The organism is Streptomyces sp. NPDC050619, assembly GCF_040654815.1.
Taxonomy (GTDB): Bacteria; Actinomycetota; Actinomycetes; order Streptomycetales; family Streptomycetaceae; genus Streptomyces.
In genome coordinates, this window is the sequence record NZ_JBFAIR010000014.1 from 1 (window position 1) to 26,348 (window position 26,348).

17 protein-coding genes and 2 pseudogenes are annotated in these 26,348 nt (G+C 68.6%); 10 read left to right on the plus strand and 9 right to left on the minus strand.

Translation table 11 applies throughout. The features are described 5' to 3' along the window. Positions 1 to 223, plus strand: a pseudogene (locus AB0I77_RS23105) (hypothetical protein); the annotation flags it as partial. Here AB0I77_RS23105 and AB0I77_RS23110 read toward each other — a convergent pair. The 3 genes from AB0I77_RS23110 to AB0I77_RS23120 all read right to left on the minus strand — a co-directional run bounded on the left by AB0I77_RS23110 (position 137) and on the right by AB0I77_RS23120 (position 2,663). Further along, complete coding sequence (locus AB0I77_RS23110) at positions 137 to 1,099, minus strand: transposase (protein ID WP_363284541.1); 963 nt, start codon at positions 1,097 to 1,099, stop codon at positions 137 to 139. The pseudogene AB0I77_RS23105 and the gene AB0I77_RS23110 overlap by 87 nt on opposite strands. Further along, a complete protein-coding gene (locus tag AB0I77_RS23115; protein ID WP_363284542.1) occupies positions 1,080 to 1,835 on the minus strand; it encodes a transposase in 756 nt (251 codons plus the stop codon). Before AB0I77_RS23115 ends, AB0I77_RS23110 begins: the two co-directional genes overlap by 20 nt. Before the next feature lie 144 nt (positions 1,836 to 1,979). After that, positions 1,980 to 2,663 carry a rhomboid-like protein gene (locus tag AB0I77_RS23120; protein ID WP_363284543.1) on the minus strand — a complete coding sequence of 228 codons (684 nt, stop codon included), beginning with the start codon at positions 2,661 to 2,663 and terminating at the stop codon, positions 1,980 to 1,982. Positions 2,664 to 2,767: 104 nt separating this feature from the next. Here AB0I77_RS23120 and AB0I77_RS23125 point away from each other — a divergent pair, with 104 nt between their 5' ends. After that, a complete protein-coding gene (locus AB0I77_RS23125; protein ID WP_363284544.1) occupies positions 2,768 to 3,244 on the plus strand; it encodes a transposase in 477 nt (158 codons plus the stop codon). A gap of 67 nt (positions 3,245 to 3,311) precedes the next feature. On the opposite strand, the gene AB0I77_RS23130 is transcribed toward AB0I77_RS23125, so the two are convergent. Next, positions 3,312 to 3,926 (minus strand): TetR family transcriptional regulator C-terminal domain-containing protein, encoded by a 615-nt coding sequence (locus AB0I77_RS23130; protein ID WP_363284545.1) that lies wholly within the window; start codon positions 3,924 to 3,926, stop codon positions 3,312 to 3,314. Positions 3,927 to 4,036: 110 nt separating this feature from the next. On the opposite strand from AB0I77_RS23130, the gene AB0I77_RS23135 reads away from it, so the two are divergent. Further along, entirely contained in the window at positions 4,037 to 4,297 is a 261-nt protein-coding gene (locus AB0I77_RS23135) for a hypothetical protein (RefSeq protein WP_363284546.1), read from the plus strand. A gap of 40 nt (positions 4,298 to 4,337) precedes the next feature. Further along, positions 4,338 to 4,687 (plus strand): annotated as a pseudogene (locus AB0I77_RS23140) (transposase family protein); the annotation flags it as partial. A 491-nt stretch (positions 4,688 to 5,178) separates the two neighbouring features. Here the strand turns inward: AB0I77_RS23140 and AB0I77_RS23145 are convergent. Together AB0I77_RS23145 and AB0I77_RS23150 are read right to left on the minus strand one after the other, a co-directional pair. Continuing rightward, positions 5,179 to 6,216 (minus strand): pectate lyase, encoded by a 1,038-nt coding sequence (locus tag AB0I77_RS23145; RefSeq protein ID WP_363284547.1) that lies wholly within the window; start codon positions 6,214 to 6,216, stop codon positions 5,179 to 5,181. Positions 6,217 to 6,687: 471 nt separating this feature from the next. After that, positions 6,688 to 7,422, minus strand: a complete 735-nt coding sequence (locus AB0I77_RS23150; protein ID WP_363284548.1) for a hypothetical protein — start codon at positions 7,420 to 7,422, stop codon at positions 6,688 to 6,690. A gap of 176 nt (positions 7,423 to 7,598) precedes the next feature. Here AB0I77_RS23150 and AB0I77_RS23155 point away from each other — a divergent pair, with 176 nt between their 5' ends. Further along, positions 7,599 to 8,387 carry a DeoR/GlpR family DNA-binding transcription regulator gene (locus AB0I77_RS23155; RefSeq protein ID WP_363284549.1) on the plus strand — a complete coding sequence of 263 codons (789 nt, stop codon included), beginning with the start codon at positions 7,599 to 7,601 and terminating at the stop codon, positions 8,385 to 8,387. A gap of 24 nt (positions 8,388 to 8,411) precedes the next feature. Here the strand turns inward: AB0I77_RS23155 and AB0I77_RS23160 are convergent, their stop codons facing one another. The 3 genes from AB0I77_RS23160 to AB0I77_RS23170 are packed head-to-tail and all read right to left on the minus strand — an operon-like array spanning position 8,412 to position 11,543. After that, a complete protein-coding gene (locus tag AB0I77_RS23160) occupies positions 8,412 to 9,311 on the minus strand; it encodes a carbohydrate ABC transporter permease (protein WP_363284550.1) in 900 nt (299 codons plus the stop codon). After that, positions 9,311 to 10,288 (minus strand): sugar ABC transporter permease, encoded by a 978-nt coding sequence (locus AB0I77_RS23165; protein WP_363284551.1) that lies wholly within the window; start codon positions 10,286 to 10,288, stop codon positions 9,311 to 9,313. The genes AB0I77_RS23160 and AB0I77_RS23165 overlap by 1 nt, the downstream gene beginning before the upstream one ends. A 4-nt stretch (positions 10,289 to 10,292) precedes the next feature. Next, positions 10,293 to 11,543, minus strand: a complete 1,251-nt coding sequence (locus tag AB0I77_RS23170) for an extracellular solute-binding protein (protein WP_363284552.1) — start codon at positions 11,541 to 11,543, stop codon at positions 10,293 to 10,295. A gap of 437 nt (positions 11,544 to 11,980) precedes the next feature. Here AB0I77_RS23170 and AB0I77_RS23175 point away from each other — a divergent pair, with 437 nt between their 5' ends. The 5 genes from AB0I77_RS23175 (at position 11,981) to AB0I77_RS23195 (ending at position 26,341) form a co-directional block, all read left to right on the plus strand. Then, on the plus strand, positions 11,981 to 14,998 hold the full coding sequence (locus tag AB0I77_RS23175) for a TIM-barrel domain-containing protein (RefSeq protein WP_363284553.1): 3,018 nt from the start codon (positions 11,981 to 11,983) through the stop codon (positions 14,996 to 14,998). Between the two features lie 105 nt (positions 14,999 to 15,103). Beyond that, positions 15,104 to 16,972 (plus strand): glycoside hydrolase domain-containing protein, encoded by a 1,869-nt coding sequence (locus AB0I77_RS23180; protein WP_363284554.1) that lies wholly within the window; start codon positions 15,104 to 15,106, stop codon positions 16,970 to 16,972. Continuing rightward, a complete protein-coding gene (locus AB0I77_RS23185) occupies positions 16,969 to 20,628 on the plus strand; it encodes a beta-galactosidase (protein WP_363284555.1) in 3,660 nt (1,219 codons plus the stop codon). The genes AB0I77_RS23180 and AB0I77_RS23185 overlap by 4 nt, the downstream gene beginning before the upstream one ends. Further along, the gene (locus AB0I77_RS23190) at positions 20,625 to 24,335 is read left to right on the plus strand and encodes a beta-galactosidase (protein ID WP_363284556.1); all 3,711 of its coding nucleotides are present in this window, start codon (positions 20,625 to 20,627) and stop codon (positions 24,333 to 24,335) included. The genes AB0I77_RS23185 and AB0I77_RS23190 overlap by 4 nt, the downstream gene beginning before the upstream one ends. Further along, positions 24,335 to 26,341 (plus strand): TIM-barrel domain-containing protein, encoded by a 2,007-nt coding sequence (locus AB0I77_RS23195; protein ID WP_363284557.1) that lies wholly within the window; start codon positions 24,335 to 24,337, stop codon positions 26,339 to 26,341. Before AB0I77_RS23190 ends, AB0I77_RS23195 begins: the two co-directional genes overlap by 1 nt. The last annotated feature ends 7 nt before the right edge of the window (positions 26,342 to 26,348 follow it).

Below are 26,348 nucleotides of genomic sequence, written 5' to 3' on the forward strand. Positions count from 1 at the left end.
ACTCCAGCGCGTCTTCTACACCTCCGCACTGGTCAGCGTCCGCTACGACCCGAACTCGCGGAAGTTCTACGACCGCAAACGCGCCGAGGGGAAGATCCACACTAACTTGACTCTGTCGGGGATCTTGGGGACAAGGTCAACTGCCGAGAGTCCGCCAGGACTTCGACCGAGGGATGCCGAGCTGGTCCAGGAAGGTCTGGAAGGCGGTCGGTGGCCGCGGTGAGGGGGTTTCCTCTTTCGGTGGCAGGCCGCTGAGTCGTTCGCTGTTCACGGCGATCGCCGTGAGTACGTGTTTCAGGTGGGCTTTCGGCTGTTCTCGGTAGCGGCAGTGGCGCATGCCGTGTCCGTGGGCGAACTCGTTGATGGTGCCCTCCACCCCGGAGCGGAACGCGTAGCGGGCCTTCCGGTCGGGCGTCTGCTGCTCGGTGCGGACGCGGAGTTGCAGGTCGCGGAGTTCTCGTGGGGGAAAGCCCACGGTGCGGGCGCTGTCGGCGGTGGTGGTGCAGCGGGTGCGGGCCGGGCAGGGGCGGCACTGGCTCTTGGTGAACCGGGCCACGATCAGCGGGGCGGCGGTGGGCGAGGACGTCGGGTAGGGGCCATGCCATCCCTTGCTGACCTGGCCTTGGGGGCAGGTGACTTGCCGGCGGTCGAAGTCGATGTGGAAGTCGTTCCGGTCGAAGCCCTCGTTCATGCGGTGCTGGCGGGTGGGGTTGCCCGGCAGTGGGCCGCTGACGGTGATCTGGTCTTCGCGGGCGGCTCGTTCCAGGTGGACCAGAGAGGTGTAGCCGCCGTCGACCAGGTGCTCGGCGGGCAGCAGTCCGCGACGCGCCAGGCGGGTATGGATGCCGGGCAGGGCCTGGGCGTCGTTGGTGGCGGCCGAGGTGGTGGCCACGTCCGTGATCACGTTGGCGCCCTCGAAGCCACACGTCTCGGTGAGATGGGCGGCGAACCCTTTCCAGCGGATGATGTGTCCGTGACGGACGTAGCGCGCCGTGGTGTCGTAGGGGGAGACGATCGCCGAGGAGGAGGGCGGCAGCCCGCCGTCGTCGGCGGTGCGCCGGCGCAGGCGGCCCGCCGCGTCACGGTAGTAGTTCTGCACGACGATCTGCCGCAGGGCCTCGGCCTGCGGGGCCGGGCCGGTAGCCCGATCCCTGCCGGTGGAGGCGTTCCAGTAGTCGGCAGGCGTCGTCGCCGGCGGCGAGGATCCTGGTCTTGGGCCGGGTGGGGTTCTTGCCCAGACGGACCGGACGGCCGTAGCGGCGTCCCCAGTCCTCGTCGACCAGGTCGTTCAGCAGGTGCGAAGCGGTGCGGGCCACTTCCTCCAGCGCGGCGCGGACCGCCTCGGTGACCAGTTCCAGCCGGGTCAGGTCGCGCACCGCGGTCAGGACGTGGGTGGAGTCGGTGCGTTGCGTGGGGCGCTCGCGCACCAGGCCGGCCTCTTTCAGGCGGGCGAGTGCCAGATCGAGGAGACGGTCGGCGCGGTCGTCCTGGGCGATGCGCTCGCGGAAGTCGGCCAGCACGCTGTGGTGGAAGCCCGGGTCGTCCAGTTCCATGGCCAGGGCGTATTTGAAATCGATGCGGCAGCGGACCGCTTTCGCTGCCTGCCGGTCCGACAGACCGAGCAGGAACTGCAGCACACAGACGGTGGCCAGTTGGGCGGGCGACAGACCGGGGCGGCCGTCGCGCGGGTACCAGCCAGCGAAGTCCTCGTCATTCCACAGTCCGTCGAGGCGATCACGTACCCATATCGCCGTCGTACCGCCCGGGTTGCTCGCCCGCGCGACCTGCGCGGTCAGAGACGGAACTTGCTCACCGGAAAGGGGACGGAGCGACAACAGGCACCTCGACAACGGGATCGGCATCGGCCTTCGAAACACCCCGCATGCCCGCTGGTCATGCAACCGCACCGGGAAATTACAAGATCCCCGACAGAGTCAAGCCCAGCCCTCAACACCAAAACACGACACCACCACCGACTCTCACCACCACCGACACCACACCGAGAGGCCGCACTTTCTCTCCAGGAGAACCCCGGCCAGGAATCCGACGGCCGCCGCCGACAGATGTCCCACGGTGGTGAAGTCGGGCAGTGGGCCGTTCCATTCGGCTCCCGCGACCGGCCAGGCGATGACCGCGGCCATCGCCACGACACTCGTGGACCGCCGCCGGACTAGCACAGCCGAGGCGGCGAGCGCGGCCTGGGCGCCGTAGCTGATGCCGTAGTCCAAGGCGTGCCGAACACTCTCGGGATACCAGCCGCAACGCAGGGCGATCTCGATGACGCACGCCGTGAAGAGGGTGGCCCCGACGTGGCCGGCCAGGAACACCGCACAGGCCCGCCACGCCCCGTAGCGGGATTCGAGCCGCACCAGGCAGACCGCGACGCCCATGCCGAGCGTGATCACCGTGCCCGCGAACTCGAGCGAACGGACGTGGGTGAGCGTGCCGTCGAAGAAGAGGGCGCTGCCGGCCAGCGAACCGATGGGGTCCCGCTGGAGATTGCCGATGTTCGTGCTGACCGCCAGTAGCGTTCGTGCGGCGGTGGCAGGGGACGCGACCTCGGTGAGCCAGGCATGCGTGAGCAGGAGAAGCAGCAGGTAGCCGGTCGTCGCCGGGCTGGTCCGGGCGAGAAGGAGCAGTAAACGCGGGAGACGAAGGAGCACGCGACGATGCAATCGCCGACGGCACGCATCGTGCAAGATCGCTGTGGGAAAGCCTCGCCGGATGTTGACCGGCCGTTGACTCTCGGCATGCGACCGCATGGGGCATGGAGTCGCCGACCATCGTTCAATGCTCCTGCTGGGTCCTGTCGGACCGGCAGGCGGCAGAAGCCGTCCGCTGCCGCATCAATTTCAAGTATGCCCTGGCCATGGAGCTGGACGATCCCGACTTCCACCACAGCGTGCTGGCCGACTTCCGCGATCGTATCGCCCAGGACGCCCACGCCGACCGTCTCCTCGACCTCGCGCTCACGCGCCTGAAGGAGGCCGGCCTGGTGCGCGAGCGCACCCACCAGCGCACCGACTCCACCCACGTCCTGGCCGCGGTGCGCGACCTGACCCGGCTGGAACCTCGGCGGTGCGCCAGCAACAGACACCCGGCTGGAAGGCCCGCTACGCGGTCCGCTACGGAGTGGAAGGCACCATCAAAGAGTTCGCTCATGCGCCACTGCCGCTACCGAGGACAGCCGCTTACCTCGACGATCAAGATCCCCGACAGAGTCAAGCTGAGGGATGTCCCGTAACTGCTGATCTGCTCTGAGCGGGCTGCACGCCGGGCTGGTGCGATGCCGATGTGTTGGGCTGGAGGCGTCAGCCGCGGTCGGATGCGTTTTCCAGCAGGTGGTCGATGTGGCGTTGGAGGGTGGCCAGCGCCGTGGCCGGGGAGTGGTGGCCTGCCAGGACGTGGACCGTGAGGCCGTCGGCCAGGGCGAGGAGCGTGTGTGCTTCGCGATCGGGGTCGAGGTGCTGGAGGATTTCCTGGGTGTCCTGGCCGTAGCGGATGAGCCACGCGATGAGGCCGTGGAGCTTGGCATAGGTGTCGTGCAGGACGGCGGCCAGTTTCTCGCTGGCAGGGGCATGCGTGATGAAGGCCAGCCAGACGTGAGCCTGTGTCCTCGATTCCTCATCCAGCAGGGCGAGTTCGGCCAGGGTGTGGGACAGCAGGGTCGACGCGGCCTGGGGGGTGGATGTGGCGGCGATGCGCTGGTTGGCGCGTTCGCTGACGTGTTGGGAGATGTGCTCCAGCGCGAAGAGCAGCATGTCCTGCTTGGTGCGGAAGCACCGCTGGACAGCGCCCATGGACACATTCGCCTGGGCCGCGACGTCGCGGAGGCTGACGGCCTCCATGCCGGAGCGCGCGATCAGGGTGCAGACCGCCTCGGCGATCCGTCGGCGTCGGTCCTCGTAGTCGACCTGCCTGGGCACGGTTTGCTCCCTCCCGCGTTCTGATGCACTTGCATCGTATCCGGTTCCGCTGCACGATGTGATGCGATCGCATCGGAATGATGCGTGGACACCGGGAGGGAAAGCTCGTCATGGCGAAACAGCTCCAGAGGACGGACAGCAGCTCAGGTCAGGGGCTGCTGTGGCTGTTCGGTGCCATCCTGGCCATCCAGGGCTTCGGCTCCGCCATCACGGAGGCGGGGTGGGATACAAGCTTTGGCGTCGCTGGCCTCCTGCGGGCAGCCCATATGCCTGAGTGGGCGACGCTCCTGGTCGGCTTCGCTGGTTTGGCCCTGTTAGGAATGGCGGCGCGCCGTCACTACGCGAGGAGGCGGGCGGACCGCCACCCGTGAGAAGTCCGCAGGCCAACCGGCGAGCTGAGATGCTCCGGGTGTGGCTGGTGTGATCACGGCGTCGGAGCCGTCCTGGATAGCCCCGTTCACCGGGCTGAGCCCGCGGCTGTTCAGCAAGTTGGTGACCTCGCTGCGTCGCGAGGGCGCTGATGCTGTGCGGCGGGGCCGGCCGTGGAGCTGCCGCTGGAGGACCGGGTGCTGCTAGCAGTGGCGTACTGGCGTACGAACTTGACCCTGCGGCAACTGGCGCCGCTGTTCGGTGCATCGAAGTCCGCCGCGGATCGAATCGTCGACGACATCGGTCCGCGCCTGGCGCTGCAGCACCGGCGCCGGTACCGGCGGGACACGGTGCCGATCGTGGACGGCACCTTGGTGCCCACGCAACCGCACCTATCCGACTACGCGGTCGGCGAGTACTACCTGGCGGGTTCCGCCCGGATGGGCGACCATGCCCCGCGCTGCCGGCCGTGACGGCGCTGATCGACAGGCAGGCCGCGGACCCCGCGCACGAGCCCCCCGCCGGCCGCGGACCCCGCGCACGAGCCCCCGCCGGTCGCGGGCGCCCGTGACGCGGGCCGAGGTCGCGTGGCGCCCAGCGGGTGTCTCCGATTCGGGTGTGAGGCGTCGCGACCACGACGGCCGGAGAAGGAACGGCCGTTCCACCACTATTTCTGCCGGTCCTGCGAGAGGGCCGCCGGCCTCCGCGCCCGGCGCGGTGGCCCCATCTCCTTGGCCCGCTCACTCGCGACCGTCCACGACCAGCGACGGGCTCCGGATGCGCAGATCAGGCGGCTTCGGACGGCTGGCGACCGGTGACAGCGGGGGCCGGCCTCCGACACGAGACCGGCACCCGTCATGCCAGTGATCCAGGGCAAGACCGCTCAGGCGCCGATCTTCCCGATCCCCACCCCGGCCCGGACGAGGGAGGGAACGTCGGCTGCCGGGTCCAGCGTGTACGAGTAGTACGTGCGCGGCTCGGTCACCGTTCCGTTGGTCTCGCACGCACCGGACCCGGTGAAGACGTTGCTGCGCTGCACCAGCCGGCCCGGCCCTGACTCGTCGTACCCGCTGGCGGAGTAACAGGGGTGCGGAACGCTTTCGAAGTAGTTGCCCTCGACCACCACGCCCGCGTTCATGGTCGATGCGACGCCGTATATGGCGTTCCCCTTGTAGTAGTTGTTGTAGATGTGCACCGGCTCACCGAACCGCACCCGCGGATGCCGCTGACGTGAGCCGTCGAAGAAGTTGTGGTGGATGGAGACCTTCAGTTTGGCCGCGTCCTGGCTGCCGTTGCCGTCAGAGTGCCCGAGCAGCATGCTCTTGTCGGTCTTGTTGAACCAGTTCCACGACACGGTCACGTACTGGGACGCGCGGACGATGTCGATCGCCCCGTCGACCGGTGCGACGAACTCGTTGTGGTCGATCCAGATGTGGTGTGACTCCTGGCCGACGTTGACGGCGTCGTCCTCGGCGTTGGTGAACTTGAGGTTGCGCACGATGACGTTGTAGGAACGGTAGAAGTCCAGGCCGCCGCCGTTGATGACCGCCGAGGAACCGACCCCGATGATGGTCTTGTTCGGGCGCACCCCCTGCTTGCTGGTGATGTTGATGGTGCCCTGCACGCGGATGACCAGCGGGCCGGTCGTGTCGATGTAGTCCAGGAACTGCTGGGTGTTGGTGGCGGTCACGGTCGGCCCGCCGACTCCGCCGGTGGTGCCGTTCTGGCCGAGCGCGTTGACGGCCGCGAAGCCGGTGGGGGACGTCTCCGCCAGCGGTGCCGGGGTCTGCGCGGCGGCGCTGTCACTGCCGGTGGACACCGCCGTCCCGCCGAGCAGCAGAGCGAGCGCGAGAGCCGTAACGCCGCGTGCGGCACGTAACGGCCGCTTCGGCTCGGGCAGTTTCAGGAGCGACGACCTCATGCGGTTCCTCCTCAGCTGAGTGAGTGGATCTTTCCGACGCCCGGGCCCGCTTGCACCGGGACGGGGCGGTCCGGGGCGAGGCGGCCACTCTGTGGGCGGACTCGCCAGTTCGCCTGACTCGTTGGCGGCTGTGCCGGATGCCCTTGGCGTCCCCGGTGGCGGCACTGGTCTGTGCTGTGCCGAGTGCATATCGACACTCTCCTGTCAGGAGATGCGCCCCGCGCGGGCGGACGTGTTGAGGCGCAAACGGAAAGATAGAAAGCGCTTTCCAATGTGTCTTGGACGTTACTCAGGTGTCCCGAGCATGTCAACAATGGGCGCCTCCAGGGCGAAGGAGTCCGTGGACGGATCGCCCTCGTTGGCGCTGGCAGCGCGGTGATCGGGGTGAGGAAGCACTGGGGATCTTCCAGAGGGCGACTGCCGAGCAGTTGGGGAAGCTGACCCGGGTGAGGAGCGGTTCTTACCGCACTGTCATCGCAGGATGTTGACGGCCCGGGCGACCACCAGGACCACGGTGACCAGGGAGACCGAGGACTGGAGCATCATCAGCATCTTGGCCCAGCGCGACAGCGGCATCACATCGGTCGGGCTGAAGGCGGTGGAGTTGGTGAACGACAGGTACAGGTAGTCCGGGAACGACGGTTCCCAGTCCGGGGGCGCGGTCTCAGGGCTCTGCATCTGGACGAAGAGGAAGTCGGCGAACTGGTGGTGACCGCGAGCTCGCGCCAGCGGTCCGCCGCGGTCCCACTCCCAGTACCACAGGGCGAACACGATGACGTTCGTCAGCCAGATGCCGCCACCGGTCAGCAGCAGCGGCCCGGCGTCCGTCCCCTCGGTGCCGTTCACCAGGCCCGCCACCAGCCGGACCGCCGCCCAGCCGTTGGCCATACTGATCAGGCAGATCAAGGCCAGGCCCAGCCACCGCAGCCACCGGGTCCGGGGCTCCACCCGCCGCGGGTTCGCGGCGATCAGGCCGGCCAGCAGTACCAGTTCCAGGACCGGTAGCGCCCAGTACGGCTGGAGGGTGAGCCGGTGCGGCAGCATCAGCTGGAGGGTTACCGCCACCAGGATCACGGCGGTCACCGCCCAGCGCGGCTCACCCTGCGTCGCCCGGCGCCATGCGGGTGCTACATCCTGCTCGCCGCTCCGCAGCAGCCGCTCGATCCTCGCCAGGCGGCTCTCGGCGTCGTGCATACCGTCGCTCATGGCGACGATTGTCCAGGGGACAGATGTTGATCACGTGACTGGCCGGACCGCGGGCGGCACTGTGCGCAGAAGTGCTGGCTTTGGCCGTCTAAGCTGCTGAAAAAGGCATCACCTTTCAGGGAATCGGACACGGCTCGCGCTCTGCGGGTCCGCACACCACGAACAGGGGACGACGCATGGCGGCACCGCAGGACCGATGGAGCGCCTTGCTGGACATACTGACGCGCGACGGGCGGATCGAGGTCGAGGCCGCAGCGGAAGTACTGCACGTCTCCACCGCCACGATCCGGCGCGATCTGGATGAGCTGGCACGCCAGCAAATGGTCACCCGTACCCACGGCGGTGCCGTGATCAACGCCATCGCGTACGACCTGCCGCTCCGCTACAAGGCCGCGCGCAACGCTCCGGAGAAGGAGCGGATCGCCAACGCGGCGGCGGGCCTGGTGAAGGCGGGTGCCGTGGTGGGCCTGAACGGCGGCACCACGACCACCGCGGTCGCCCGGGCGCTGGCCATCAGGCCCGAGCTGAGCACGGAGGGCGCCGGGCCCTCGCTGACGGTCGTCACCAACGCGCTGAACATCGCCAACGAGTTGGTCGTACGCCGTCATGTGAAGCTCGTCGTCACCGGGGGAGTGGCCCGCCCGGCCTCGTATGAGCTCACCGGACCGCTCGCCACCGGGATGCTCGCGCAGATCACGCTCGACCATGCCTTCATCGGCGTGGACGCGATCGACGTCCGGCACGGGGCGACAGCTCAGGACGAGGGCGAGGCCGGCATCAACTGGGCGCTGGCCCGCCGCGCCGAACGGGTGATCGTGGTCGCGGACTCGTCCAAGCTGGGTCGGCGGGCCTTCGCCCGGATCTGCCCGGTGGAGGACGTCCATGTGCTGGTGACCGACAAGGCGGCGGGCCCGGAGCTGACCGAGCCGTTCGCCGCGGCGGGCGTGGAGATCGTTCGGGCCTGAGTGCCTTTGGGTGTCAGGGTCAGGTCATTTGATGCCACCGGCCGTCAGACCGCTGATCAGATAGCGCTCCACGAAGACGAACAGGACGACGACCGGCACGATCGCGATCAGCGAGGTGGCGAACAGGTACTGCCACTGCTCCTGGTACGCCGTGACGAATCCGGGGATGGCCTTGGTCAGCGTCGTCCGGTCGCCGGACGAGGTGATGGTGAGCGCGACGACGTACTCGTTCCAGGCCCCGATGAACGTGTAGACGAGCGCGGTCACCACTCCGGGCAGCGCCAGCGGCAGGGTGACCCGCATCATCGCGCCCAGCCGGCCGGCCCCGTCCATGAACGCCGCCTCCTCCAGTTCCTTGGGGATGCTCGCGAAGTACGCGTTGAGGATCCAGATGCAGAACGGCAGGTTGAACGCCGCGTTGACCAGGATCAACCCCTCCGCGGTGTCGGTCAGATCGAGGCTGACCATCTCCCGGTAGATGCCCACCAGCAGTGCGGTCGGCGCGAACATCTGGGTGACCAGCACCAGCAGCAGGAAGGCGCCGCGCCCGCGGAACCGGTGGCGGGCGGTGTAGTACGCGGCGGGCAGCCCCACGGCGAGTGCGAGGAGCGTGGACATCCCGGCGACGTACAGCGAGAACAGGAGCGCGTCGGAGACCGGCGGATCCTTCAGCGACCAGACGTCGGCGAAGTTCGACCACTCCCACCGCGACGGCAGATAGGACGGCGGTGACTTCATCAGTTCCGGCGTCGGCTTCAGGGCCGTCAGCAGCATCTGAAGGTACGGCGCCAGGAAGAACAGGGCCACCAGCCAGCCCACCCCGGTGAGCACGACGGTGCGCGGCCGGAGCGGACGCCGCCGCCGGGCCTTTGGGGATTCGACTGCGGATTCGACTGTTGCGGATCGGGCCGTGACGGCGGACATCAGCCGATCTCCTCTCGCCCGCGCACGACGCGCAGGTACACCAGCACGACCAGCAGGATCAGCGCGAAGTTCACGACGGCCATGGCCGCCGACTCGCCGACGGCCTGGTTGTCGAAGGCGAGCTTGTACATGTAGGTGGTGGTCGTGTCGGTGGCGAAGCCGGGACCGCCGCGGGTCATGGCCCAGATGATCGGGAAGGAGTTGAACACGTTGATGACGTTGATGATGGCGGCGACCAGCAGGGAGGGGCGCAGCAGCGGCAGTGTGATCGAGAGATAGGTGCGGGCCGTTCCCGCGCCGTCCAGGCGGGCCGCCTCGTACACCTCGGCCGGGATGGTCCCGAGGCCGGAGAGGATGACGAACGCGGAGAAGGGCAGGGAGACGAAGACCGCCACGGCCATCATCCAGGCGAACGCCTGGGTGGGATGGGCCAGCCAGTTCACCGGTTTGTCCAGGATTCCTACGTCCATCAGTACGCGGTTGACGACGCCGTAGAAGTTGTTGAGCATCCAGCGCCAGGTCAGCGCCGTCATCAGGACCGAGGCCGCCCAGGGCACGATCAGCGCCCAGCGGACCATCCGGCGCCCGGGGAAACGCGAGTTGAGCAGCTGCGCCAGTGCCAGCGAGACGGTGATGGTGACCGTGACCACGCCCACCACCCAGACCAGGGTGCGCAGCACCACGCCCGGCAGGTCCGGTTCGGCGAACAGCTCGGTGTAGTTGGCGCCGCCCGCGAAGCCGCGGGTCAGTCCGGTGGAGCTGATGTCCATCAGGGACGTGCGGACCATCTCGACGACGGGCCAGATGACCACGGCCAGGATCAGCGCGAGCGCGGGGCCGAGCCACAGCAGCGGCTCCAGCGCCCGCAGGCGGTGACCGTTCCGGACGCGCGGTGGCGGTGCCTCAGGCGTCGTCCGTCCCTCCCCGGCCCCCGCCCCCGCGCCGGCGGTGCGCGTAGTGACGTTCTGCACGGCCACCCCGTCAGCCGTCCTTCTCGGCGGTCTCCTGGATTTCGCCCAGGACCTTCTTGGGCTCGGCGCCCGCCACGGTGGTGCCGATGCGCTGCTTCACGACGCCTTCGACGGCCGACCACTTGGGGTTGTCGGTGGGTGCGAACCGCGCGTCAGACAGCGCGTCGACGAACGGCTTGTAGTAGGCGGAGTCCGAACTCAGCGCGGCACCGGCCGACTTGGTGACCGACAGGAACCCCTCGGTGGACAGGAACTTCGAGGCGTTCTCCTTCTGGTAGAAGAAGTCGAGGAACTTGTTGACCGCCTCGCGGTTCTTGTCCTTGTCCTTCTTGAAGGCCACCAGGTAGTCCTGGACACCGAGCGTGTTGTGCGTCGTGCCGTCCTTGCTCGGCAGCGGCGCGACGCCGTAGTTCAGGTTCTTGTCGACGGTGTCGATGAAGCCCTTGCGCATGAAGACGGCCCCGTTGAGCATGCCGATCTTCCCCTGCGCGAACTGGTTGAAGACGTCCTTGCGGTTGGTGGTCTCGGGGTTGGGCTGGGTCAGCCCGGCCTTCGTGAGCTTGCGCAGGTAGTCCAGTGTCTCGACGTTCGCCTGCTGGTCGACCGTCCAGTTGCCCGACTTGTCGATCCAGCCGCCGCCGTTGTTCATCGCCCAGATGTAGAACTCGGCCTGCGCCTCCTCCGCGCCGAGCGGCAGGCCCAGCGGGATGTCGCCAGCCTTCTTTATCTTCTCGGCGGCGTCCTCCACCTCGGCCCAACTCGACGGCGGCTCGGAGATCTTGGCCTTGTCGAAGATGTCCTTGTTGTAGAAGAAGAGCCGTGCGCTGGAGATGAACGGCAGGCCGTACTGGACGCCTTCGTACTGCGCCTGGTCGGCGAAGAGCGGCAGGAAGTCGGCGAGCACCTTCGGCGACACGATGTCCTTGGCCTGGTAGATCAGGTCGTCGCGGGCGAAGTCGGAGAACTTGTTGTAGTTGAGGACGTCGGGTTGCTGCCCGGTCTGGACGTACGTCTTGACCTTGGAGTCCATCTGCTCCCAGTCGACGACCTCCAACTCGACCCGGTAGCCGGGGTTCTTGGCCTCGAAGGCCTTGATGAGGTTGTCCCAGTAGGGCTGGGTGTCGTCGTCGTACTTGGCGGCCACGAATCTGATCGTCTTTCCGCCGGAGTCGCCGCCGGATGAACCTCCCTTGCCGCAACCGCTGAGGACCAGGGCGAGGGCCACACCACCTGCGGCGATGCCGATGAGGCGTCGTTTCACGGGGTACCCACCTTCGTTGCACGACAGTGATTGTTTCTGCTCGAAAGTGGCTTGATTCAAGCATTAATCACCATCATGCCCGACAGTTAGCGCCTGATGTCAAGGGCGGGACGCTTGCCGGTGCGTACTCCGGCCGCGCCTGTGTGGCGGACCGGGCAGGGGAGCCGGAACCGCCCGAATCGGGCGCGGTTCACGCAGAATTTACAGCCGCCTCTGCCGGTCCGACCCTCCCCCGAGCAGGGCGCCGACCCGGGAAGGTGACCGTCACCAGGGTCGAAAGTGGTCGGTGGTGCCGCCGAGAAATCATGGAAGAGGATGTTGACAGCTGACGTTTCTAGCCAGAACATGAGCACAAATGAGCATGATCATGTGCATGATCTTGCTTGGCGTGCTGCTCCGTGAAGCAACGCCCCGCCCCGCCCCGCAGGAGGACGTGAGTGCGCATCCAACCGCTCAGACGGCGCAAATACCGTGGTCCCGGAAGGCTGTTGGCCGCCGCGCTGGCCCTGACGCTCGTACCGTCCGTTACCGGACCCCTCACCACGAAGGCCCAGGCGGACACCGTCGACGGGCCGAAGGTGACCCAGAGCGCGGACGGCCTCACCCTGTCCGTGCCGGGTGCCGAGAACACCCCCGGCTACACCGTCGACATCGCCACCGACGCACTCGCCCTCACCACCGAGCGCTCGGGAAAGACCGTGCTCGGCACCGCGGGTGGCGACACCGGAGGACTCCGCTTCCGCTCTGGCGGGAAGTGGGAACACGCCACCGCGGTCACCGACTGGACGTGGCAGGGCGGCGTCCTCACCCTCACCACCGACACCACCCTCGACGGCGCCACCGTCGACGCCCGGCTCACGCCCGAAGCCGACCGCTACCAGCTGGACTGGGACGTTGAAGGCGGCAGCCCCGACCAACTGGGCCTCGCCTACGACCTGTCATCGGCCGGCCATTGGTACGGCCACGGCGAGGCGGAGACCCCGCAGGGCGGCCCCGGCGTCAACCAGCCCTGGCCGCTCGACACCGGCGAGGTCGACCACGAGACCTTCGGCCCGGCGTCGTACAACATGATCGACCCGTTCTGGTACACCTCCAAGTCGACCGGTCTGCGCGTCGACACCGGGGACGTCATGAACGTGGCGCTCAACAAGGGCAAGGACGGCCTCGGCAGCTTTATCGTCGAGTCGCCCGACACCTACAAGGCCACCGTGTTCGTCGAGTCGACGCCGCTCGAGGTCTACCGCGACTACATCGGCATCGTCGGCAAACCGGCCAAGTCCGACGCCACGTACGAGCAGTACGCCAAGCCGCTGTGGAATTCCTGGGCGCAGTTCTACACCAAGATCGACCAGGAGAAGCTGCTCGACTACGCCACCGACCTCCACGACAACGGCCTGGACGGGCACACCATCCAGCTCGACGACAAGTGGGAGTCGAACTACGGCAATCTGACCTGGGATCCCAAGACCTTCCCCGATCCCAAGGGCCTCTCCCAGAAGATCCACGACATGGGGTTCGACTTCGGCATCTGGGTCACCCTGTGGATCAACCTGGACTCCGACAACTACCAGTACGCGGTCGACCACGACTATCTGCTCAAGGACGCCAAGGACACGAGCAAGCCCTGCGAAGTGACCTGGTGGAACGGCCAGGCCGGGATCATCGACCTGGCCAACCCCGAAGCCAAGGCCTGGTACGAGGGCAACCTCAAGACCCTCATGGACACGTACGACATCGACGGGCTGAAGTTCGACACCCGTTTCTTCGACGAGAAGTGCGCGCCGCGCGAGGGCCACCAGGCCACGGACTACCAGAAGCTCGGCACGCAGCTCGCCGACGAGTTCGACCTCCAGGGCGCCGGCATCCGGGTGCACTGGAACCGGACGGCCCACGAGGCCGGCTTCGTCACCCGCCAGGTCGACAAGGGCACCGGCTGGGACTCCCTGCGCGCCTCCGCCACCCAGAACCTGGCCATCTCCACCATCGGCTACCCGTTCGTCGAGTCCGACATGATCGGCGGCTCCGGCGGCCAGCCCGCACCGACGAAGGACGTACTGGTGCGCTGGGCGCAATCCGCCTCGCTGATGCCCTTGATGTACGCCTCGACCTCCCCGGTGGACACCAACGACACCACCACCGGGCAGAAGGTGGACTACGACCAGGAGACCGTCGACCTCTACCGGCAGGCGATCGACACGCACGAGAAGCTCGCCCCCTACATCTGGGACCAGGTGCAGAGCACCCTGAAGACCGGCGATCCGATCATGCGGCCGCTGTTCTTCGACTTCCCGAAGGACGAGGCGAGCTACACGGTCACCGACGAGTGGATGCTCGGCCCGGCCGTACTGGCCGCGCCCAAGCTGAGCACCGGCGCCACCCGCTCCGTCCATCTGCCGTCGGGCACCTGGTACGACGTGAACCAGGGCACCGTGATCCGGGGCCCCAGGACCCTCAAGGGGTACGCGGCCCCGCTCGGCGTCACCCCGGCCTTCGTCAACCTCAAGGCCGAGGGCGCCGACAAGGCCGTCAAGGCACTCAAGCGCGACGACGCTCCGGCCGCCTCCGTCCTGATCACCCCGGACGCCCCGTCCACCGACGCCGGTAAGCCGTTCGAGGTGACCACCGAGGTGACCAACTGGAGCACCGGGACCCTCAAGGACACCAAGGCGGCACTGGATCTGCCCGACGGCTGGAGTGCCGAGGCGACCGGCCCGACCACCGCGACGTCCCTCAGGAACGGTGCCACCCTCACCACCACCTGGACGGTGACCCCGGCCCAGGACGCCCGCTGGGGCAGCCACCCTCTCACCGGCACCGCGACCTACAACGGGGCGACGACGGTGTCCGACACCGTGCAGGCGCAGGTGAAGGCCGCCCCGGGCAGCGTGCAGGAGCCGTACCTGACGGCGGACACCACCGCCGGGGGAGCCCAATACGCCCAGGCCGGGGACCAGTTCGCGATCTGGGCGGGCGGCCAGGACCTGTCCGGCTGGAAGGACGAGAAGGGCGTCATCTACCGCGACGACGCGGCCGGGGAAAAGGCCACCGTGCAGGCCCAGCTGGTCTCCCAGGACAGCGCCTCACCGGTCGGCAAGGCCGGCGTCGCCCTCGCCAACGACCTGACCGCACCCGAGAAGGGCGGTTACGGGGTGCTGGTCATGACCCAGAGTTACGGCCTGGAGTTCATGACCGACAGCGACGGCGACGGGAAGCTCGACACCTGGGCGGGCGGTGGCTCCACCTACCACCCGGCGTATCTCAAACTGACCCGCGACGGCGCCACCTACACCGCGTACGCCAGCAAGGACGGCGAGACCTGGTCGCAGGTCGGCACCGCCCAGGTGCCGTCGGCCACCGGCACCACAGACGCCGGGATGGTCGCCAGCGCGGCCAACGTCAACTACCCCGGCGAGAACATCGAAGCCGTCTTCAGCGGATTCTCCGTCACCTCCTGACGCCATCGGCATCACCCCGCTTCCCGGCAGGCCTTCCTCCCCCTTGGGGGCCTGCCGGGGACCAGACCCGTCCTCGCACGGTCGTAAGAGAGGGAACCCACTCCCATGGCACGTACGTCCTCAGTCGTCGCCGGCTTCGTCGCGGGCGTCGTCGTGGCCGCGAGCACCACCGCCATCGCCGTCACCGGTACGACGACCACCGGCACCGACCTCAATTCCAAGGCCACCACCACCTGGCTGACCGTCAAGGTCGCCGACGCCATGGGCACCAGGGACACCATCACCTGGGTTCCCACCGGCTCCTTCGCCGGTTCCGCGGAAGAGCGGGTCCCGCGCTACCCGATGACCGCCATCCAGGGCAAGGACACCAAGGAGCTCAAGCTCTCCGCCGTGCGCAACGAGCAGGTCTCGGCGCAGTTGGCGATCGCCTCCGGCAAGAACCTCGACGACGTCAAGGCCGTGGTCGGCGACCTCACCGGACCCGGCGGCACCAAGCTGTCCGGCGCCGACACCCAGGTCCGGTTCGTCAAGTACGTGCCCGTGCAGCGCTCCAAGAGCGAGGTCGACTGGTCCGCCACCATCGACCAGGTCAGCTCCGGCAAGGAAGTGTCCGGCGACCGCAACCCCGACGTGGTCGGCGACGCGCTCGAGGACCGGGACTCCGTGGACGTACCGGCCTACGCGGCGCAGCCGCTGTGGTTCACCTTCCACATCCCCAAGGCGGCCAAGCCCGGTACCTACACCGGCACGGTGAAGGTCAACGCCGACGGCCGTACCCAGACCGCCTACCCGCTGACCATCGAGGTCGCGGACGCGAGCGTGCCCGACCCGAAGGACTACAGCTTCTTCCTCGACGTGTGGGCGCAGCCGGAGACGATCGCCAAGAACCACGGCGTCCAGCTCTGGTCCGACGAGCACTGGAAGCTGATCGAGAAGTACAACCGCGACCTGGCCTCGCGCGGCCAGAAGGTCATCAACACCACGATCGTCGACAACCCGTGGCACCACCAGTGGTCGCTGGGCACCCGGGAGTCGCAGACGGCCACGCCGTACACCAGCATGGTGGGCTGGACCTGGAACGGAAAGACGTTCTCCTTCGACTTCAGCCGCTGGGACAAGTACGTCCAGACCGCCAGACGCGCCGGTCTCGGCCCCGACATCGGTGCCTTCTCCATGCTGGCCTTCCAGGACCAGGAGCACCTCACCTACACCGACACCAGCACCGGCAAGACCGTCTACGAGAACGTCGACCTGGGCGGCGACCGCTGGCGGGAGGCATGGGGAGCGTTCCTGCCCGCCTTCGAGAAGCACCTCAAGGCCAAGGGCTGGCTGGAGAACACCTGGCTGTCCTTCGACGAGCGGCCCATCGACACCATGACGGTCGTCAAGGACTTCGTCCACGAGGTCGCGCCGGCCTTCGACGACCGTATCTCCGTGGCCGGTTCGATCAGCACCGAAGGCGTCGCGTCCAACCTGTCCGTCGACTGGGGCGGCATCGACGCGATGACGAAGGAGAAGGTGGCGGAGCGGCGCAAGGCCGGCAAGATCACGACCTTCTACGTGTACGGCGCGCCGGCCCACCCCAACACGCTGTCGTTCTCGCCCGCCGTCGAGTCGCGGATGCTGCCGTGGATCTCGGCCCAGCGGAATCTGGACGGTTTCCTGCGCTGGTCGTACAACAGCTGGACCAGCGACCCCTTCAACCAGCCGGTGCACATCTTCACGCAGGGCGACGAGTACCTGGTCTACCCGGGCAAGGACGGCCCGATGTCCAGCATCCGCTGGGAGCAGCTGAAGGAGGGCATCGAGGACTACGAACTCATCGCCCAGCTGCGCAAGAAGGACGGCGGCACCGACAGCGATGTCCTGACCGAGGCCCTCACCACCGCGACCCGCGACCTCGACGGCCGGACGAAGGACGTCAGCGACATCGAGACCGCGCGGGCGGCCGTCGTGAAGGGGCTGACGTCATGAGGGGCAAGTGGAGATCTCTGCTCCTCGCCGCGGTCCTGTCCGTGATGCCGCTGGCCGGCGCGGAAGCCGTTGCGACTCCGGCCCAGGAGGCGCAACAGGCCCAGGCCCCGCACACCGTCACCTACGACCAGTACTCCGTGCGGGTCGACGGCAAGCCCCTGTACCTCTGGGGCGCCGAGTTCCACTACTTCCGGCTGCCCAGCCCCGACGCGTGGCGCGATGTCCTCCAGAAGATCAAGGCGGGCGGATTCAACGCGGTCTCGCTCTACTTCGACTGGGGCTACCACTCGGCCAAGCCGGGCAGCTACGACTTCACCGGCATCCGCGATGTGGAGCGGCTGCTGGACGAGGCCGAGCGCGCGGGCCTGTATGTGATCGCCCGACCGGGCCCGTACATCAACGCGGAGGTCTCCGGCGGCGGCATGCCCGCCTGGCGCAAGACCCAGGCCGGTGTGAACCGCACCTCCGAGCCGGAGTACCTGAAGGCGGCCCGGGAGTGGATGAGCCGGATCAACCCGATCATCGCGCGGCATCAACTGACGCGCGGTACAGGCAACGTGATCCTCTATCAGGTCGAGAACGAGTACCAGGGCGGTCGCGAGGACGCCGACTACATGCAGACCCTCATCGACTGGGCCCGCGAGGACGGCATCGACGTCCCGACGTTCGTCAACGACGGCGGCGCCAACCAGAACTGGGTCAGCGGCAAGGGCGCCCCGGACATCTACGGCTTCGACGCCTACCCGCAGGGCTTCGACTGCAAGGACCCCGACACCTGGAAGAACCTGCCGGACTACTCGTACGTCAATGAGTGGAAGCCTGAGTCCCCACTGATCATCCCGGAGGCACAGGGCGGCGCGTTCGACCCCTGGGGCGGCACCGGATACCAGGACTGCGCGAAACTCACCGGCACCGACTTCACCCGGGTGTTCAGCAAGATGAACATCGCCGCCGGGGTGAGCGGCCAGTCCTTCTACATGACGTACGGCGGCACCAACTGGGGCTGGCTCGCCGATCCCAACGCGGTCTACACGTCGTACGACTACGGGGCGCCGATCAACGAGTCCCGCCAACTGACCGACAAATACCAGGAGTTCAAGCGCCTCGGATACATGGTCAACTCGGTGACCTCCCTGGCGCGCACCGACAAGGCCGAGGCCCCGACCCCGTCCGACGACGCCCTGCGCATCGACCGGCGCGTCAACCCCGACGACGGCACCCAGTTCTTCACCGTCCGGCACGCGGACACCCGCGTGAAGGACAAGGACGAGACCACCCTGTCGCTCACGGGCAAGGACGGCGACTACCCGCGCGTACCCCAACAGGGCACGATCACCGTCGACGGCCGGGACGCCAAACTCCTCGTCGCGGGCTACGACTTGGGCGAGAACCAGCGGCTGGTCTACTCCACCTCGGAGATCATGACGCACGCCCGGATCGGCGACCGGGACGTGGCGCTGCTGTACGGGCGTGCGGGCGAGGCCGGCGAGACGGTGCTGCGGTACGCCGAGCGGCCCGAGGTCACCGTCCTCGACGGCGATGTCACCACCACCTGGGACGCCGGACGCGGCGACCTGCGTCTGAACTACACGCACCAGGGCCTGGCCCGGGTCCTGGTGAACGGCATGGAACTGCTGATCGCCGACACCGCCGAGACCGCCCACTGGTGGCGGCAGGACACCGCCGGGGGCCCGGTCCTCGTACGCGGACCGTCCCTCGTCCGTACGGCCGAACTGGCCAGCGGCACCCTGAAGTTGACCGGCGACTCCACCAAGGCCGCGAAGATCGAGGTCATCGCGGACGCCGGGAAGGTGACCTGGAACGGCCGCGAGGTCGCCGTCACCCAGGCGCCGCGCCCGGTCGAGCTGCCCGCGCTGACGACATGGAAGTACAAGGAGGAGGCGCCGGAGTCCGCTCCCGGCTTCGACGACTCCACCTGGACCACCGCCGACCACCTCACCGCCAACAACGCGGAACTCGCGGGGTCGCTGCCGGTCCTCGCGATGGACGAGTACGGCTACCACCACGGCAACGTCTGGTACCGCGGCCGGTTCAAGACCACCGGTACCGCGACCGCGCTCGCCCTCGACGCCAAAACCGGTAACACCGGCCAGTACGCGGTCTGGCTGGGCGGCCGCTACCTCGGCAGCTCCGGTAATGGCGCGCACACCTTCGACATCCCGGAGGGCACGCTGAAGGCCGGCCCAGACAGTGGGGACAACGTCCTGTCCGTCCTGGTCGAGAACGCGGGCCACAACGAGGAATGGGGCCACGACTACTCCAAGGAGCCGCGCGGTCTGCTCAGTGCCGAGGTGATCGGCGGGGCCTCCACCCTCACCTGGAAGATCCAGGGCAGCCGCGGCGGCGAGAACCCGGTCGACACCGTCCGGGGCCCGTACAACAACGGCGGGCTGTACGGAGAGCGGGCCGGCTGGTCGCTGCCGGGATACTCCGACAGCAGCTGGAAGAGCACGCCCCTCTCCGCGCAGGCCGGGAAGACCGGGCCCGGCGTGCGCTGGTACCGCACCTTGGCCCAGCTCGACCTGCCGCAGGGTCAGGACAACGCGCTCGCGCTGGATCTCGCCGAAGCCGAGGGCGGCGGCACCGGCTACCGCGCCCAGATCTTCGTCAACGGCTGGCTGATCGGCCGCTACCTGCCGGACACCGGACCGCAGACACGCTTCGTCATCCCCAAGGGCCTCCTGCGCGAGCAGGGCACCAACACCATCGCCCTGGCCGTGTGGTCCACCGAGGCAGGCGCCGGCCCGGGCTCCGCGAAGCTCGTCGACCTCGGCGCCACGGCGGGCGGGATCAAGGTCGGCACGGTGGCCGCACCCTCCTACAGCGCCACGACGTACGCCATGCCGACCGCGGGCGCCCACGTCACCGTCGACGCCGAGCCGTTCCTGAGCACCGGCACCGCCGCCAAGGTTCCCGTCACGCTCAGCGTGCCGAAGGACGCGCCGACCGCCTCGAACGTCGAGCTGGCGCTGAAGGTCCCGGACGGCTGGACCGCGACGACCGACGACACGACCCGTTTCGACCGGGTCGGGCCCGGCGACACCGTCACCGCGGAGTACACCGTCACGCCACCGGCCGACCCGGTCCACTACGCCCTCCTGACCGCGACCGCCAAGCTCACCCAGCCCGGTCTTCCGGGCACTGTCACCGGTGTACGGGCCGTGCAGGTGCCACCGCCCGCGCTGTCCGCCGACGCCTATGTGAGCGACCTGACCCTGGTCAAGGCGGTCAACGGCTGGGGTCCGGTGGAGCAGGACGCCTCCAACGGGGAGGACGCCGCCGGTGACGGTCGCCCCCTGAGCATCGGCGGCACCACCTACGCCAAGGGCCTCGGTGTGCACGCGAACAGCCAGATCCGGGTCTATCTCGGTGGCGGCTGCACCCGGTTCACCGCGACCGCCGGGGTGGACGACGAGGTCGGCGACGGCGGCAGCGTCTCCTTCCAGGTGATCGCCGACGGCCGCTCCCTGTTCGAGAGCCCAGTGCTGTACGGCTCCGACGGCGGCGCCGCGGTCGAGGTGGACGTCACCGGCGCCCGCTGGTTGGACCTGCTGGTCGACGGGGACGGCGATGTCTCCTCGGACCATGCCGACTGGGCCGACGCCAGGCTGACCTGCACGGGAGGCACCTCGTGAACCTCGCCCGAGTCGGACGGCTCAGAGCCCTGCTGTCCGCGGCGCTGGCCTCCGTACTGCTCGCGGTCCTCACCGCCGCGGTGGTCCCGGCCGAGGCCGCCGTCGCCAAGCCGACGCCCCACACGGTCAGTTACGACAAGTACTCCGTCGAAGTCGACGGCGAGCGGCTCTTCGTCTGGTCCGGGGAGTTCCACTACTGGCGGCTCCCCAGCCCCGACCTGTGGCGCGACGTGCTCCAGAAGATCAAGGCCAGCGGCATGAACGCCGTCTCGATCTACTTCGACTGGGCCTACCACTCCCCGGCGAAGGGCGAGTACGACTTCACCGGTATCCGCGACGTCGACAAGCTCCTCGACATGGCCGAGGAGGCCGGGCTCTATGTCATCGCCCGCCCGGGCCCGTACATCAACGCCGAGACGGACGGCGGAGGCTTCCCCGGCTGGCTGACGACGCAGAAGGGACAGGCCCGCTCCACCGATCCCGAGTACCTCGACGCCGCCCGCGAGTGGCTCAGGGAGATCGACAAGATCCTCGCCCGCCGCCAGGTCACCGACGGCACCGGACCGGTCCTGCTCTACCAGGTCGAGAACGAGCTGTACGACCCGGAAGGCCGCGACTACATCGTCGAACTCTCCAAACAGGTACGGGCCGACGGCATCACGGTGCCCCTCGTCGGCAACGAGCCGATGCCCCAGTACGCGGGCGGCGAGGGCCTGGACTTCGTCGGCGAGCTGGACCAGTACAACTCCTTCTGCAAGGGCGAATGGTGGCTGCCCACCCTCAAGCGGCAGCAGGACGACGCCCCGCTGTCGATCTTCGAGGCGGGCACCGGCTGGTTCCAGACCTGGGGCGACACCGGCTACGAGAAGTGCCGGGAGAAGATGGGCCCCGCCTACCAGAAGATCGTCAACAAGCACGAGGTCATGCAGGGCACGACGATCGAGAACCTCTACATGACCTACGGCGGCACCAACTGGGGCTGGCTCGCCGACCCGCGCCAGGTCTACACCTCGTACGACTACGGCGCGCCGATCAGCGAGCCGCGCCAGACCGGCGCCGACTACGACGAGATGAAGCGGCAGGGCCTCTTCTACACCACCACAGGACCGCTCACCGCGACCGATCCGGCCGACGCTCCCGCCTCGTCCAACGACGCCGTGCACATCGAGGCCCGCGCCAACCCGGACACCGACACCCGGTTCCTCTACCTCCGGCACGGCGACCCGATGGCCGACGCCGACGCCACCACCACCTTCGACTGGAAGACCCCGGACGGCACTTATCCGGTCACCGCACGGCTGGGCGGCAAGACCGGCAAGATCCTCGTCGCCGGCTACGACCTCGGTGGCGGCCAGCGCCTCGTCTACTCCACCAGCGAACTGCTGACCAGCACACAGACCCGGACCGGTGATCGCACACAAGCCGTCCTCTACGGCGGCGAAGGCGACCCGGGACAGACCGTGCTCCGCTACTCCGCCGAGCCCAAGGTCACCGTGCTCGACGGCAAGGCGGACGCCACCTGGGACGCCGAACGCGGCGACCTGAAGCTGGACTACATCCACTCCGGCCTCACCCGGGTCCTCGTCCAGGGCGGCGGCCGTCCCGATCTGCTGCTGCTCATCGGCACCGACGACGAGGCCGCCGGCTTCTGGCGACAGGACACGGCGGCCGGTCCGGTCCTGGAACGCGGTACCGAGCTGGTCCGCACGGCGTCCGTCACCGGCCGGACGCTCGCGCTCACCGGAGACGCGAAGAAGGCGGGCCCTCTGGAGGTCTTCGCCCCGCCCGGCGTACGGACCGTCACCTGGAACGGCGTACCCCTGAGCGTGAAACCGACCTCCTCGGGCAGCCTGCTGGGCACAGTGCCCGGCCCGAAGGACGTCACGCTGCCCGAACTGACCGGCTGGAAGACGTCCGCCGAAACTCCAGAAGCCGCCCCGGACTTCGACGACTCGTCCTGGACGTACGCCGACAAACTGACCACCGACAACCCGACCGAGCCCGGGACTCTGCCGGTGCTCTACCAGGACGAGTACGGCTACCACTACGGCTACGTCTGGTACCGGGGCCGCTTCAAGGCCACCGGCACCGAGAAGTCCCTCTCCCTGACCGCCTACGCCACCAACCCGGACACCGGCTCGGCCGCGGTGGGCGCGTACTCGGTGTGGATCAACGGGAAGTTCGCCGGGACGAGTCAGACCGGCCGCAAGACCTTCCCCATCGCCGACGGGCTGCTGGACAAGGGCAAGGAGAACGTGATCTCCGTCCTGGTCGGCACCATGGGTCACAACGAGGACTTCACCTGGAACAGCGACGACCACAAGCAGCCGCGCGGCCTGACCACGGCGTATCTCGCCGGCTCCGACGCGCAGATCACCTGGCGCATCCAGGGCGCCCGGGGCGGTGAGCAGCCCGTCGACACCGTACGCGGGCACATGAACAACGGCGGTCTGTACGGGGAGCGTTCGGGCTGGACACTGCCCGGCTATCCGGACGGTTCCTGGGACGACGCCACGCTGCCGGCCAGTGACACCACTCCCGGGATCGCCTGGTACCGAACCACCTTCAACCCCCGCCTGCCCCAGGGCCAGGACGTCTCGGTCGGCGTCACGATCACCGACGACCCCGACCGCGACTACCGCGCCCTCATCTACGTCAACGGCTGGCTGCTGGGCCACTACGTCAACGACACCGGTCCGCAGCACACCTTCCCTATCCCGGGCGGCATCCTGCGCGCCGACGGCAAGAACACCGTCGCCATCGCCTCGTGGAGCGAGGACGCGAAGAGCGGCGGCCTCGGAAAGGTGGGTCTCACCACACTCGGCAATGCCGCCTCCTCGCTGCGGGTCGCCGATGTCACCGCCCCGGCCTACGACGCCGCCACGTACGCCGACCCGGCGACCCCGGCACGGGTGACCGTCGACGCCCCCGACTCCGTCGAGCCGGGCGACAGCTACCAGGTCACGGCGACGGCCGCCGTACCGGACGACGGCAAGACGCTCAGCGACCTCACCCTGACCCCGAACCTGCCCGACGGCTGGACCGCGACCCCGGCCGACCCGGTCCGGCTCGGCACTCTCGAGCCGGGTGCCTCGGCAAAGGCGCGGTGGACCGTCACCGTGCCCGCCGACCAGCAGACCGGCACCGTCGCGATCCTCGGCACCACCGCCGACTTCACCCGGGACGGCAAGCCCGGTTCGGTGACCGGGGAACAGGTGGTGGCGGCGCAGCCACCGCCGCTCACGGCCGGCGAACACTACGTCAGCGATCTGCCGTTCCAGTCCAGCAGCAACGGCTGGGGGCCGGTCGAACGCGACCAGTCCGTCGGCGAGAACGCCGAGGGCGACGGACTGCCGCTCACCCTCCACGACACCGTCTACGACAAGGGCCTCGGCACCCACGCCGCCAGCAGCGTCCAGGTGTGGCTCGGCGGCACCTGCACCACCTTCCATGCGGCGCTCGGCCTCGACCAGGAGACCTACGGCAGGTCCGACGGCCCGGCCACCGTCACCTACACCGTCCTCGCCGACGGAACGCCCGTCTACGAGAGCGGCACCGTCGACCGGGACACCGCGACGAAGGAGATCGACGTCGATGTGGCAGGCGCGCGCCGACTCGAACTCCTCGTCTCGGACGCCGGGGACGGCAACGCCCTCGACCACGCCGACTGGGCCGACGCCAAGCTGACCTGCGGCGGCGGTGCCTGATGCCCGCCATCGGGAAGCGGGCTGTCCGCTCCGGCTCGGCGGCGCTGCTGCTGGCCGCCCCGCTGCTCGGCACGGCCCCAGCAGCCGCCGACTCCGGGCCGATCACCTTCACGACACCCGCCTACGAACTGCGCGTCGCCACAGACCGGTTGGCCCTCACCACGGCACGGGCGGGCCGGACCGTCCTGGCCACCGCGCCCGCGGCCTTCCGGTTCCGGATCGGCGCCGACTGGCACCTCGTCCGGGAGGTCACCGGCAGCACCCGTGACGGCAACACCTTGCGCGTCACCGCCGCCACCGACCTGCCGGGCGTCACCGTCGATCTGCGGATCACCCTGCGCTCCGACCGGTACGACATGAACTGGTCCCTGTCGGGCGCCCGCGCCGACGCGCTCAGCACGGCGTACGACCTGAGCAGCGCCGGGCACTGGTACGGCCACGGCGAGAACAGCGACCAGACGGTCCAGCCATGGCCGCTGGACTCGGGGCAGTTGGTGGACACCGGGTTCAGCCCGGCCTCGTACCAGGTGGTCTCCCCCTTCTGGTACACCTCCAGCGCCACCGGGCTGCGGGTGGACACGAACGACCCGATGGACGTGCGGATCAACTCCGGCGGCAACGGGCTCGGCGAGTTCACCGTCTCCGGCGAACGACCCGCCGCCTCCACGGTGTTCGTCGAGGACACCCCCGCCGAGGTGTACCGCGACCACATCGCCCTGGTCGGCAAGCCCGAGCGCTCCGACGCCGCCTACGAGCAGTACGCCACCCCGCTCTGGAACTCCTGGGCCCAGCTCTACGGCGAGCAGACCCAGGAGAACGTCCTCGCCTGGGCCCGAGCGCTGGCCGGCGCCGGGCTCGGAGGGCACGCGGTCCAGATCGAGGAGAGCGTGATCGCCGCCGACTTCGGCGAACGTTTCCCCGATCTGCCCGCCCTCTCCCGGGAGTTGGGCCGCATCGGCTTCGACCTCGGCATGTGGACCGGCCTGTACATCCCCGAGACCGCCGCCAACTTCTCGGAAGCCGTCGACAACGGGTACCTGCTGAAGGACCCGTCCGACCCGGCCAAACCCTGCCTGTTCACCTGGTGGAACGGTCGGCAGACCGGGCTGATCGACCTGGCGAACCCGGCTGCGCGCCAGTGGTACACCGACGATCTCAAGGCCCAGACAAGCGAGTCGGGGGTCGCCGGGTTCAAGTTCGACACCGCCTTCTTCGACGACCGGTGCGCCCCCTATCCCGGGGCCACCCGCACCGACTACGTGCAGTACGGCACCGAGCTGGCCGACGAGTTCGATCAGCAGGGAGCGGGGCTGCGGGTCGCGTGGAACGCCGCGCAGGACAAGGGCTTCGCCACCCGCACGGCCGACAAGCCGACCACCTTCGCGGGGCTGCGCGCCGCGGTCTCGGCCAACCTGGCGGTCTCGACGATCGGTTACCCCTTCGTCGAGACCGACATGATCGGCGGCTCGCTCAGCTATCCGCCGCCCACCAAGCAGGTCCTGGCCCGCTGGGCACAGGCGGCGTCCCTGATGCCGCTGATGTACGCCTCGACCTCACCCACCGGTGTACGGGACGCGACGACCGGCGAGTGGGTCGGCTACGACGAGGAGACGGTCGGCCTCTACCGGTCGGCCATCGCGACCCACGAGCGACTGGCCCCGTACATCTGGGATCAAGTGCAGCAGACGCTGAAGACCGGTGATCCGATCATGAGGCCGCTGTTTTTCGACTTCCCGAAGGACGAAGGGAGTTACCCGGTCACCGACGAGTGGATGCTCGGCCCGGCCGTGCTCGCCGCGCCCAAGCTCGACGCAGGCACCACCCGGGACGTCTTCCTGCCGACCGGAACGTGGCGCGACGTCACCGACGGCAAGGTCGTACGCGGCCCCGTGACGCTCAAGGGATACCCGGCCCCGCTCGGGGTGACCCCGGCATTCGTGAACCTCAAGGCCAAGGGCGCCACCAAGGCGTACCAGGCGCTCGCGCACCCCGGCGCGGAACGGTAGGGGCGGC